Source organism: Tenericutes bacterium MZ-XQ (genome assembly GCA_002838205.1).
In the GTDB taxonomy this organism is placed as follows: Bacteria; Bacillota_I; Bacilli_A; order Acholeplasmatales; family Acholeplasmataceae; genus Mariniplasma.
Genome location: CP017950.1, coordinates 367,938 through 381,748, shown reverse-complemented (window position 1 = coordinate 381,748; position 13,811 = coordinate 367,938). Strand labels below are relative to the sequence as shown.

General features: G+C 32.1%; 9 protein-coding genes. 6 read left to right on the top strand and 3 right to left on the bottom strand.

All coding sequences use genetic code 11. The features are described 5' to 3' along the window. Window positions 1-24: 24 nt before the first annotated feature. Window positions 25-1,410, bottom strand: coding sequence for a hypothetical protein (locus BK011_01990; protein AUD64505.1), 1,386 nt, complete (start codon window positions 1,408-1,410; stop codon window positions 25-27). A 70-nt stretch (window positions 1,411-1,480) separates the two neighbouring features. Further along, window positions 1,481-3,184: a hypothetical protein gene (locus BK011_01985; protein ID AUD64504.1), complete on the bottom strand. Its 1,704-nt coding sequence runs from the start codon at window positions 3,182-3,184 to the stop codon at window positions 1,481-1,483. A gap of 160 nt (window positions 3,185-3,344) precedes the next feature. On the opposite strand from BK011_01985, the gene BK011_01980 reads away from it, so the two are divergent. Beyond that, entirely contained in the window at window positions 3,345-6,158 is a 2,814-nt protein-coding gene (locus tag BK011_01980) for a hypothetical protein (GenBank protein AUD64503.1), read from the top strand. A gap of 74 nt (window positions 6,159-6,232) precedes the next feature. On the opposite strand, the gene BK011_01975 is transcribed toward BK011_01980, so the two are convergent. Then, window positions 6,233-7,351 carry a hypothetical protein gene (locus BK011_01975; protein AUD64502.1) on the bottom strand — a complete coding sequence of 373 codons (1,119 nt, stop codon included), beginning with the start codon at window positions 7,349-7,351 and terminating at the stop codon, window positions 6,233-6,235. Between the two features lie 159 nt (window positions 7,352-7,510). Between BK011_01975 and BK011_01970 the strand changes: the two genes are divergently transcribed. The 5 genes from BK011_01970 (at window position 7,511) to BK011_01950 (ending at window position 13,741) form a co-directional block, all read left to right on the top strand. Then, window positions 7,511-8,794 carry a trigger factor gene (locus BK011_01970; protein AUD64501.1) on the top strand — a complete coding sequence of 428 codons (1,284 nt, stop codon included), beginning with the start codon at window positions 7,511-7,513 and terminating at the stop codon, window positions 8,792-8,794. Between the two features lie 126 nt (window positions 8,795-8,920). Then, window positions 8,921-11,230: an endopeptidase La gene (locus tag BK011_01965; protein AUD64500.1), complete on the top strand. Its 2,310-nt coding sequence runs from the start codon at window positions 8,921-8,923 to the stop codon at window positions 11,228-11,230. A gap of 56 nt (window positions 11,231-11,286) precedes the next feature. Continuing rightward, window positions 11,287-11,877, top strand: coding sequence for a hypothetical protein (locus BK011_01960; protein ID AUD64499.1), 591 nt, complete (start codon window positions 11,287-11,289; stop codon window positions 11,875-11,877). Next, the gene (locus tag BK011_01955; protein ID AUD64498.1) at window positions 11,870-12,727 is read left to right on the top strand and encodes a hypothetical protein; all 858 of its coding nucleotides are present in this window, start codon (window positions 11,870-11,872) and stop codon (window positions 12,725-12,727) included. Before BK011_01960 ends, BK011_01955 begins: the two co-directional genes overlap by 8 nt. A gap of 15 nt (window positions 12,728-12,742) precedes the next feature. Continuing rightward, a complete protein-coding gene (locus BK011_01950; GenBank protein ID AUD64497.1) occupies window positions 12,743-13,741 on the top strand; it encodes a UDP-glucose 4-epimerase GalE in 999 nt (332 codons plus the stop codon). Window positions 13,742-13,811 lie beyond the last annotated feature (70 nt).

Below are 13,811 nucleotides of genomic sequence, written 5' to 3'. Positions count from 1 at the left end.
TTTTCTGTTTTCTAATCAATGCTACTATATCAGTTCATATCTTAAATGTACGATATTAAAATCTGTTTGTTTTTCGCTGTTTTCCCATATTGCAAAGAAGATCACCATAATCAATGAATAAGGTACAGCATATTGAACATTATCGATTAACCCATGAACTTGACTAGCGAAATAACCAATGATAAATAAAGATTTTTCAAGCGTAATGTTTTTAAAGAAGAATAGTACTACTTGAGCGTAATGTATGAATAATGCTGCTAATCCAAATAACCCCATTGTAGCCAAAGACTGAATTGGTGTAGAATGGTACATAAATAGCCTTGAGCCGGGATTTAACTGTTGTAAGGATAACCAGCCACCACCAAAGAGTGGATGTGCTTTAAAGACCTCTAAGCCTTGTTGATAAATGGCGATACGACCTGTAGAAAAATCGTTGATATCATCACCTAGTGAATCTAGGAATATTTCCCACCATTTGATCAGTGCATCTTGATTGGTAAAAAATATAATGCCAATAATAGACAAGAAAACAATCATTTGAATAAACTGTACTCGGTGTCCTTTAACCGTATTAAATGCCAACACACCCAAGAAGCTTACTACAAATCCAATCATGCCACCTCTTGACTTGGTTAGTATAACCATGAGTAGTGGAATGACCATCACTAGCCACAAATACATATTGCGATATGGCTTTTTATAGATAAAGTAGATGTATGAAGGGAATGTTAATGCGATATAAAAACACATATCATTAACGTTTGCCCATCCAAGGTTTCTTCCCCATCCGATAAAAATACGATCGACAAATCCTAATTCAGGGTTATTCATATATCCCTGATAAACATAAAAACCAACTTGTAAAGATAATAAAATATTTGCAAATAACATGATCTTAAAAATATAAGATATGTTGCCTTTAACCGTAGAAGTTAAGAAAAGATAAAACCCAAGATATACAAACCCTAATATGGAAACAGGTATTGCTTGAATATCAAATGGTAGAAACAATAATGATGCAACATATGATATCGCAATCAGTGTTAATCCCAACGTAAAAAAGCCTTTCTTGAACTTAGGCTTATATCTTATGAAATGAATGATTGGACCTAAAAAAATGATGCCTAGTGCGATATAAATCCAACCAAAGGAAACAGTCGTCTCAAAGTTCATATCGCTTTTATTAACGATAAATAAAAAAGACATTAAAATAGGTGTTATATATAACGTGTTTTCAAAAAAAACAAGTATGATAAACATCAAACCAGCTAATATAAAGATGCCATATATATTATAAATATTAAATGCATGTGGTGGTGTTTCCTCGAAATTGGTCCAAGCAATAAAGGTAATTGCAAAGATGATTGCGATGAAAAGACCACTGTTTAAGAACTTTTCAAGTGCTTTCATGTGTGCCTCCTAAGATGACTTAAATCTATTATATTATGTTTTTGCTTGTAAATAAAGAAAAAGAGACTTTTTATATCTCTTTTGTTAAGAATTGTAATAATTTTTTAGCTGCCTCTATGGGCCCATCCATCTCTTTACCTTTAATTGCTAATCTGGTATAAAGCTCACCAACTTTGATGTTTTGATCGAAGAGTTTTGCGAAAACATGGTCAATTAAAAGATCTGTTTTTGCCTGTTCTTGAACTGGTCCAAATGGATTGGCAAAATAACTTTCTACTAAACCAACTTCAGCAGTGGTTCCTTTTGCGTATCTTTTACCAGATTTAAAAATAGCTTTTGCTTCATCTAAAGTATTAAAGTATCTTAATCCCTCGTTTGTATCTATATAATTGTTTGCATATAATAAGACATCGACTTTATGATCTAATGATATGAAATCATAGGTAGATACAGGCAGAATGACTCTAGCATTTGTTTGATCTGGATTTAAGAATATGGCTCTATCCATTTCTTGATATGCATATCCTGCATCTAGATCATCTAATCTTACAAATGCACCAATTTCTGTACCATTGGCATAAACTTCATTGTTCTTTATAAAGAAAGTCCCCATATCGTCAAATATGATGCGCATATCTTTAATATAGTCTTTACCAATGATTCTTAAAGCTTCTAAGGTTTCAGATTTACCTGCACCACTATCACCAATTACAGCAATATTTTTTGAGTTTCCATTGTTAAGGAGTACTCTAACCATTGCTCCATGGATTGGCAGTTGTCCATGATCGATTTGATAGATATTATGCAAAGTCAATAACATTTTCTTTAAATATCCAAAATAATCGTTCTTATCTAGTCTTGATACGATACCAACAATAAAATCAGTATCTTTATAATATGTACAGTCGAACTCATTTTCTCTTACACCATAAATATAAACTAAATTAGGATTTATATGCTCATATTCGCTAAATGCAGCAGGTTCAAATAGATTACTCAAAGCAATCCCATGATGGATAAAGTCTCTATGGATATAAACGAACGCAATGAGTTTACCCACTTTGATGGGATAAACAATATAGTGTAATCTATTGATGTTAAGTTTCTTTAATGGATTTTCTTTGATTTCTCTAAAAAGACCTTCACGTTTATTTGATTTTGAATAGATGATAAAAGGAGGTCTAGTCAGTATATCTTGAATGAAGTGAACATTTTGAATCATCTGATATTTAGGTAAGTTTGAAAATTTATGTGGCATTAAAACCATATTTGCATTTATACCTGCAGGTAGTTGTCTAAACGTTAAAAACTCCCTACCCAAAATGTTTTGAGCGATGGTTCTATATAAAAATAAGATTTTTTGATTAAAATTATCAGATTTAGTTATGAGATCTTGGGCATGTGATTGATAAGGATATCTCCTGTTTTTTAAAATCATCCCAAAACGTTCTAGTTTACGCCATTGATCATAAAACATTTCAGTGAATCGATAAAATGCTTGTCTTTCCTTGAGTAAAACCGAAAGAGAAGTATCTTTTTTTAATAAATGATCATAATCATAGATCAATAATTGTTTATAAGCATCGTGAAAAGTAGAGACTCTTACACCCTTTAGTTTAAGGATGGTTGGGTCTTTTCGTTTTCTTAGGTCTTTAATGTATTGAGCGAGCACCATCTCAAAACTCTTTGATGAAACAATTTGAATCTCGCTATCGCATAAGGATGCGTTAAAGTTGATTAAGACATAATTCTCTGTTAAATGAAATCTTTTCATTGGGCATCATTCCTTTATGTGTTTGGTCTATTTTACCATGTTTATTAAAAAAAATGATAATCGAAAGATGAGTTGAATAATTGTAAGTGTTTACATGATATCTATGTTATAATAGATTTAATATTATTTATAAAAACTATTATCAAGAGGGGATTTTATCATGGTTAAAAAGGGTTTTTTATTTATGACTTTCATTCTTTTTTTTCTATCTGCATGTCAAGATATAGATGATCCAAGTGATGATACACCAGTGGCTCAAACTTATCAACTAGAAACGATCAATTTTGAGAATTTTTATGAAGTTAAGTATCATTTGAGTTATGATGTAGAAGGGGCATATGAAGTCACTATAAACTTTGACACTTACTTTGACTTTGAAGTAGTAGACCTTGATGTCACCGTATATTTAGATGTCATAGAAGTCTATCAAGACAAAGATCGTATGGAACGGTATGAGTTAAACTTAGAGTCTATCAATAATGATGACCATGTTTATAAAAGTGAGCTTATATCTACCATGACAAATGCTTATATTTCAAGGTTCGACTTGTCAGTCAGTTCAGGAACTGTAACTACTACACATCAACTAACTCTAGAAAGTTTTACATATCCAATCAGATTTAACAATGAAGACAATAAACTTATTGATATTCAAGATCCAATAGAAAACAGAAAAAACTATGAACAATTCATGGATTTATTTGAATCTATGGATCTCATAAAATCGAATCACATGCAAGTTCGTACGACTCAAAAAACACGTGTGCTTCAAGATAATCAAACCTATGCAGAAGAAATATATTCACATATGCACATGCAAAATGATCCGTTTTATTTTGGATTTACTCAAAATGGTGCAACAACGCATATCGAACAGTTTGAAGATAGTGAACAATTCATAATTTATGAAACAAGTCATGAGTATATGCACGAAAACCAATATATTGTACATCCTACCCTTATTGATCGACACGCGATGATTAGTTTAATCGAGCAAATGGGAGGGATGAATGAATCTGAAATATCAGATGATTTTTATTATGATCCTGATAAAATGATATTTGATGAGATTGATTATGGCTATAGAGTTAATGCCTTGCTAAAAGATTTCATGCCAGAAGATGCATATCATGAACTTGTCTTGATTTATGAATCTCAAGGATTAGATCCAAGTGTATTAGATACATCACAAGTTACCATGCGACTAACCCAAATCGATAAAATATATGAGTTAACTATAACCATGGCTTTTAATTTTCTTGAACCAATCAAGCAAACGATTCGTTCAACAGTTATTTATAAGATTGATTATAGTGAGTTTACACCTAAACATATACTAGATGATGATCTCTTGATTGCGCCTGCAACATCGATGGAAGATGTTATCTTTGAAACAGATCCTCTTGTTTCAAATACCATTCACTTTTCACCAGAACCCCATGTTTATAAAGTATATTTAGAAGCTGGTCAGTATGTGATGCATATCGATAATGATTATGTTTTAATTGATGTATTAGACCAAGATGGTTTTGAAGGAAACACATTTATCGGATATCAAGATCCAAGCACTTGGGATTTTCAAGATACTTTTTTTATCAAAAATGATGGGTATTATTATTTTGTAGCTCACAGCAATTATTCAATAGATGAGTATACTTTTTATGCAGAAAAATTAGATTATGAAGCTGAAATATACGAACCTAAAACGTTAGTTTATGGAGAAAACCAGATCACAATCAATGAAAGATATGATTTGGATTATTTTGTTTTTGATGCACCAAAAGATATGTTTCTAGAAGTCACTAGCGATCAAACGACACTTCTGTTTTTCCAAAGCAAAACATATAAAAAGAATTATATCCAAAATTATTATCTCTTTGAGTTTGGAGTTGGTAGAAACTGGATCTATGTCGAAGAAGGATTAAATTATATATACTTCAATCATCCTACACCTATAGAAGCGACGATACATGTTAAAGATTATGGAGCATTAGCGCATAAGTCAAGTCAAATAGCTGAGATGGCTTCAATCAGTGATGCCTATTTAGAAGTTCCTATGCTACTTGGGCATCAAATGGGAAAAAGTTATCTGAAATTTGATGCAATCAAAGCAGTATATACATTTAGTTATGAATCTTCTAATCATATATTAACACCGAGCATAAGTATATATCGGGCATCGGATGATGAACTGATTGATTATGTCTATTTTGATCAAAAAGATCATTATGATGTCATTATGGAAGAAGGAACTTATTATATTGTGATTGCTGCTGGTAATTATGTAGAGTTTAATTTAAAAGCTACAGCAGTACCCATTGAAAATCAAGTTATAGATGAAACATTAGGTCATGTTTCAACATTTGATACCGCAATTGATCAGATACCATATGTGGAAGGTATGCTCATCAATTTCTATCATGAACCAAGACATCGATTTACTTTAGATGAACCTTCTACGATTGTTGTCGATACGATTCATTTTGGTCATAGATTATATGACGAACAAGGAAACCTTTTGACATTTAATCATGTCAATTACGGATTTACAAGAACGTTATATTTTTTAGAAGCTGGCACTTATGAAATTTCACCATTTTTGAAACATCCATATGATACATTTGTAGATTATCAGTTACCTGTTGCAATCGTAGATACGCCAGTCATCCAAGATACATATCATATTATTTCACCCATGCTTTATGAAGATATGGTATCTCCAATGACATTTACAACAAATCATTCATATGATTATGAAGTTATCAAATTAACTGTGGATGAAACGACTGATTATTATATTTCTGCAAATAAAACCATTTATATATATGATGCTGAATTAAAGCAAATAGGTGGAGTCTCTAGTAATGTGTCTAAATTTGTATCGTTTGAACCAGGTACTTATTATTTAGTATCTAGTCAGTATCCAATTGGGAATTTACGCATCAGTATTTACCCAAGAAGCTATTTTGAATAGAAATAAAGTAATATCATAAAAAAAATCCCATTATCTTATAACATCATATGTTTAGATAAGGGATTTTTATTTATTTAAATAGCTTTTCTGTAACAACGTCTACGCTTATGTTCTTTATACTCAAATGTTTTCCATTGATTTTGAATGCCTGCATTAAGTTCTAGCTCTGGTCCAGATTCAGCAAATCTAACACCATGTTGGTTACCAATTTTAATACCATCTTCAAACATCATCGCAATTAAGCCTCGTCCTTGATGTTTTGGATCAATAGCAATGAAATACAAATCAATGATATCGTAGTGTTTTAGCCCCCATAATAATCTGATCCAGCCAAATGGGAATAAATGACCATTGTTCTTTTTGTTTACCATTGCTAAACTTGGCATAATGACTGTAAATCCAACAACTTTTTTCTCTTTGTCTAAAACGAACCAAATATAATCAAGTTGAACAAGCGTAATCACTTGTTTGATATAATAATCCATGACTTTATTTGTGATTGGAAAGAAGCCGTAAAGTTCTTCAAATGCTACGTTATACATATCGAATGCTTCATACACATATTTAAATAAATCTTTTTTACGCGTGCATTTAATCAGTTCATAACCATAACGTTCACGAGCGATTTTAGCACCACGTGCCACTTTGTCAGGGACTTCATTCGGCCACTGAATTTGTTTTTCTGTCCAGTCAACATCTTTTAAGAAACCTAGTTTCTCTAAATGTTCCATATAATAGGGATGATTATAAATCGTAATAAACATCGATAACTGATCAAAACCATCAACAAGTAATCCTTGACGGCCTAAATCTGTAAAACCAATCGGTCCGATCATCTCCGTCATACCTTTAGCTTTACCCCAATCTTCAACTGCCTTGATTAATAATTTTGTTACTTCAAAATCATCAATCATATCAATTCTTGTAAATCTAACTTCCTTTTTGTTAAACGCTTCGTTGATTTTGTGGTTAACAATACCAGCGATACGACCTACAATTTTGCCATCTTTGTAAGCTAGAAAGCGAATTGAATCACAATAATCGTGTACAGGGTTTTTCTTTGTATTAAAGACATTTCTTTCATCTAAGGACAGAGCAGGAACGAAAGGATCGACGCCTTTATATAACTTATTTGGAAACTCTGTAAAACGAATACCATCTAACCAACTTTTAACTTCTTTAATTGTAATCATTGCTTGTAACCTCCATCACATAGGATTATTTTATCTCAATTTGGGAAATTGTGCAATCTTTATCTAAATTACTTTATTTAAAAATAATCTATGTTATAATAGAAAAGGTCGAATAAAAAATAGATACATACCAAAAAATATTTAAAGGAGTTATATAACATGAAAGTAGAAAAACTATCAACAAACCGTGTGAAATATACATTTGAAGTCACATCAGATGAATTTGAACATGGACTTGATCATGCATTTGATCATGTACAAAAAGATGTAGAATTAAAAGGATTTAGAAAAGGACATGTACCAAGAAAAGTTTATGAAACAAAATTTGGTGTTGAATCTTTATATGAAGATGCAATCAATCATGTACTTCATCATAAATATCATGAAGCACAACAACATCCTGATTTTGAAATCGTAGGTCAACCAGATGTAAACGTTGATTTTGCAAGTATCAAAAGAGGTGAATCATTTGAAGTTTCATTTGATGCACCAGTAAGACCAGAAGTTAAACTTGGTCAATATAAAGATGTTGAAGTAAAAGATATGAAAACTGATGTTACTGAATCAGAAGTTAACGCTGAAATCAAAGCCTTACTTGGTCAAAAATCTGAGTTAGTCTTAAAAGAAGAAGGATCACTAGAACATGGTGATACTGCAATCTTTGATTTTGAAGGTTTCTTAAAAGGAGAAGCTTTTGAAGGTGGAAAAGCAGAAAACTATCAATTAGAAATCGGATCTGGTCAATTCATTCCAGGATTTGAAGAACAAATGATCGGTATGAATACTGGCGAAGAAAAAGATTTAAATGTAACATTCCCTGAACAATATCAAGCAGAAAACTTAGCTGGTCAAGATGTTGTTTTCAAGGTTAAATTACATGAAATCAAAACTAAAAATTTACCAGAACTAAACGATGAGTTCGTTAAATCACTTGAAAAAGAAAACGTGAATACTGTTGAAGAACTAAAAGCTGTTACTAAACAAGAATTAGAAGACAAGAAGAAAACAGAAGTTCAAAACACAATTACCAATGAAGTCATTAATAAAGTTGTTGATGCTGCAGAGTTAGACATTCCTCAAGTAATGATTGATGATGAAATCAAACAATATAAAGATAACGTAGCGAATCAAGCGAAACAATATGGTTTAGAATACGAAATGTTCTTACAAATGAATGGTATCACACCTGAACAATTTGATGAACAAGTTAAAGTCGAATCAGAAAAAAGAGTACGTACTACATTAGTTATTGAAGAAATCGCTAAGGTTGAAGGTATTACTGCTACTGAAGAAGAATTAACTGAAAAATATGATGAACTTGCTAAGCAATATAAAATGGAAGTTGCAGAGATTAAAAAATATATCCCAGCATCTATTTTAGAAAAAGATGTACTGATTCAAAAAGCTTATCAATTTGTTGTAGATAGCGCAAAAAGAGTTTAATGAAGCAAAGGGGAAATACATTTTCCCCTCTTTTAAAAAAATAAAATTGGCACTCAATCATATTGATTGCAAATCTAAACAATTATGCTATAATAATACTGAAACAAAATAAAGGAAGTGAAGTCTATGGAATTATCAAAAAGTCTTCCGGCAATCGTTGTTCGTGGCACCATGCCAATTCCGAATAATGATTTTAGAATCGAAGTAGGACGTAAGATCTCATTAAAGGCTGTTGAAGAAGCAGAAAAGAACTTTGGATCATACGTGATTATCCTCATTCAAAAAAACCCATTAATCGAAGAGCCAACGACAGAAGATATTGAAACTTATGGTGTTTTAGCTAAGATTCAAATGAAAATTAAATTACCAAATGATGCTTATAAAGTGAAGTTATCCATCCTAAACCGTATTAAAGTTAAGGATTATTTTTTAACTGACCCTTATTATGTCATCGAATATGATGAGCAAGAAACGGTATTATCAAATACTGATGAAGAAGTAACCCTTGTGAAAATGGTTGTATCTGAAATTGCATCTCATCAACAAACTATTCTACAACCAAACAATCAAGTCATGGAAAAAATTCAACAAGGATTGACATCTGAAAAAGTATGTGACATGGTTGCGTTTAATTTAAAATCATCTGAGCAAGAGAAATATAAATACTTAGAAGAAAATGATTTAAACAAACGTTTAAGAATGGTTTTAGAAGATATTAATAAGCAAAAGATGATTGTTAATCTTGAACAAAAGATTAATGATGAAATCAAGAAATCAATTGATGAAAATCAAAAAGAGTATTATTTAAGAGAAAAGATGAGAGCCATTCAAAATGAATTAGGCGATAAAGCGAAAAAAGAAGAAGAAATTGATGAGTTAAGAACTAAAATCTTACAAGCTAAGATGCCTAAAGCAATTGAAGAAAAAGCTTTAGCTGAACTTGCGAGATATCAATCTACACCTTCTGCAATGGCTGAATCATCGATTATTAAAACATATTTAGATTTAATTGTAGACCTCCCATGGAAAAAAGCAAGTAAAGATAACTATGATTTAAAGAAAGTACAAGATAAACTTGATGAAAATCATTACGCTTTAGAAAAAGTTAAAGAGCGTATTATCGAATATTTAGCCGTTAAAATTATGACAAAACGTAATCCACAAACGATTTTGTGTTTGGCAGGGCCTCCAGGTGTTGGTAAAACATCTTTAGCAATTTCGATTGCAGAAGCGCTAAACCGTAAGTTCGTTAAGCAATCTTTAGGTGGTGTACGTGATGAATCAGAAATTAGAGGTCACAGAAGAACCTATATCGGTGCAATGCCAGGTCGTATCATTAAAGGCATGAAAGATGCTAAAACTGTTAATCCAGTCTTCTTATTAGATGAAATCGATAAGATGAGTAGTGATTTTAAAGGTGATCCAGCATCTGCGATGTTAGAAGTGTTAGATCCTGAGCAAAATGCTAAGTTTAGTGATCACTATTTAGAAGAACCATATGATTTATCACAAGTTTTATTCATCACAACAGCTAACTATTTGGAAAATGTTCCTGCGCCACTGCGTGATCGTATGGAAATTGTAGAACTATCTAGTTATACTGAACAAGAAAAATTCCAAATTGCTAGACGTCATTTGATTAAAAAACAATTAAAAGCTCATGGCATTAAGGATAAGGACTTCTCAATCACTGATGAAGCGATTTATTATATCATTAGACACTATACAAGAGAAGCTGGTGTTCGTGAATTAAACCGTTATATTGGTGCATTAATTAGAAAAGGTATTAAGGAGATTCTTCTTAAAAAAGCAGAAACGATTAATATTACTGAAGATAATTTAGTAAATTATATCGGTAAGCAAAAGTTTACACATAACTTAGCAGATGAAAAAGAACAAATCGGTGTAGCAACAGGTCTTGCATATACTGCATTTGGTGGTGACACGCTTCCTGTTGAAGTGACTTACTATAAAGGTAAAGGTCATTTGGTCTTAACAGGTAAATTGGGCGATGTCATGAAAGAATCTGCACAAACTGCACTCTCTTTTGTTAAAGCGAATGCAGATAGTTTGGGACTTGAGCCAAAATTATTTGAAGAAAATGACTTTCACGTCCACGTTCCAGAAGGAGCAGTACCAAAAGATGGACCTTCAGCTGGTATTACGATTGCAACTGCAATTGTATCAGCATGTACTCAAAAATATGTGAAAAAAGAAGTCGGAATGACTGGTGAAATCACACTTCGAGGATATGTCCTTCCTATCGGCGGATTAAAGGAAAAATCAATTGCTGCTCATAGAAGTGGTTTGAAAACAATTTTAATTCCAAAAGAAAACGAAAAAGATGTGGATGACATCCCAGAAGAAGTAAGAAACGCACTAAAAATCATTCCAGTTGAAAATGTGCATGAAGTCTTTAAAATCGCGCTTAAATAAGATATAATGAAAGTAGTCTTCGGACTACTTTTTTTCATGAAAAGGATGTGTCTCGAATGTTTAAAGAAGCAACTTATATCAAAAGTTTAACCGATGTCGTCGGTAATATTGATCCATTACCGCAAATACTACTCTTAGGGCGTAGTAATGTTGGTAAAAGCTCATTTATCAATAGTTTAACCAATAGAAAAAATTTAGCTAGAGTTTCAAAAACACCTGGAAAGACTTTGCTTTTAAATTTCTATTTAATTGATCAAGCCTTTTATTTTGTAGATGCCCCAGGATATGGATATGCGAAAAGATCGAAATCAATGAAAGATGATTTCATCATCATGATTGAAAATTATCTTTTAGATAATCTAGATTTAAAACTTGTTTGCTTGCTCATTGATTTTAAAGTCGGTCCAACCAAAGATGATCTAGATACCTATCAGTTTTTAAAAGAGTTAGGTAAGGACATCGTTGTGGTTGCTACCAAAAAGGATAAAATTCCTAAAACAAAACAATATAAACAAGAAAAGATAATTAAAGAGACCTTAGGTCATCCTAAATTATTTATTTCTGTTTCTAATGTAACCAAAGCCAATATGAATTTGGTTGAAGCTTTATTTAAAGAAAAAATCTATGGAGGGGAATTAGATGCGTGATGTTTTAATTGTTACTGATTCAACAGCTGATTTATCAGTTGAAATGCTTGAAAAGTATCATATTAAATCTGTACCACTTTATGTCTTATTTGGCGATGATGCTTATAAAGATGGTATTGATATTGACACAAGAGCATTATATGACAAAGTCGATAATTTAGGTACATTACCTAAAACACAAGCAGTATCTCCGGGCGATTTCATTGAATTATTTAGCACTTATATCGATAACAATTATGATATTGTCTATATTGGTATTGGATCTAAGATATCTGGAACATTTCAATCTGCAAAAATTGCACAAGAAGAGTTAGGTCATGAACATATTTATTTAGTGGATTCTAAAAACTTAAGTTCAGGGATTGCCCTTCTCGTTTTAAAAGCAAAAGATTTAAGAGCTGATGGCTATTCAGCAAAACAAATCAAAGACGAGATTGATAAACTAGTGCCTTTGGTTAGAAGTCAGTTTGCGATTAAAACGCTTGATTATCTCCATAAAGGGGGTAGAGCATCAGGGACTGCTAAACTTATTGGTGGTATTTTAGGCATTAAGCCGATTATTCAAGTTAGAGATGGAAAACTTGATGTCTATAAAAAACCAGCGGGTAAGATGAGTAGAGCATTAGATATTATGCTTAAAGATTTTTTTGATGAATATGATCGTGATAATCTTGATTTAGATTATGTCATGATTACGCATTCTTTTGCAGATAAACAAGCGATTTATATGAAAGAAAAAGTCAATGAAAAAGTAAAAGTTAAAAATTTAATTGAGTCTTATGCAGGATGCGTAATTAGTGCGCATTGTGGAGCTGGAACGATTGGTATTTTGTATATTGTTAAATCATAAAAGGGGAGAAAATAAATGATAATATTAGTTACTGGAGGTACAGGTTATATTGGGTCACATACAGTGGTTGAACTGATTCATGCTGGTCATGAAGTTGTGATCGTTGATAATCTGGTTAACTCTAAAAAAAGTGTGTTAGATCAAATTAAAACCATAACCGGTGTAAAACCAACATTTTATGAAATTGATTGCACCGATAAAGAAGCTTTAGAACCTGTATTTAAGGCACATCCATTTGATGGTGTGATCCATTTTGCAGGACTAAAAGCCGTTGGGGAATCCGTTTCTAAACCGTTGATGTATTATCATAATAATGTCTTATCAACCATTTATTTAAGTGAACTGGCAATCAAATATAAAGTCAACAAGTTTGTCTTTTCATCGAGTGCTACGGTTTATGGTGACCAAAAAGTACCATTCGTAGAGACAATGAACTTACTTCCAACAACAAATCCTTATGGTGAAACCAAAGCGATGAGTGAACGTATCTTAAAAGATGCAGCGAAGGTTAATGTTAACTTTAAAGTATCGCTTTTAAGATATTTTAATCCAGTAGGTGCACATGAGTCTGGACTTATTGGGGAGTCCCCAAATGGTATTCCAAATAATTTGATGCCATTTGTCTCTAAAGTTGCTAAAGGTCAGTTAGAGATCTTAAGTGTCTTTGGCAATGATTATGACACCCCAGATGGTACGGGCGTTAGAGATTATATCCATGTCGTTGATCTTGCTAAAGGTCATGTCTTAGCGATTGAAAAATTAGAAGATGACGTAGAAATCTATAATTTAGGTACTGGACAAGGCGTTTCTGTTTTAGAAATTGTTTCTGCATTCGAAAAGGCAAATGATGTTAAAGTGCCATACAAAATTGTAGACAGAAGACCTGGCGATTTGCCTGCGTATTGGGCAGACGCTTCCAAGGCTTATGATAAACTTGGTTGGAAAGCAGAAAAAACTATTTTTGATATGTGCAAGGATTCTTGGCGTTTTGAGAAAAATTATAAGGATGAATGACTTGTAAACTGTTAACTTATGTGCTAATATATTGACATAAGCGATGAATAGGAAGAGTAATTAATCAAAG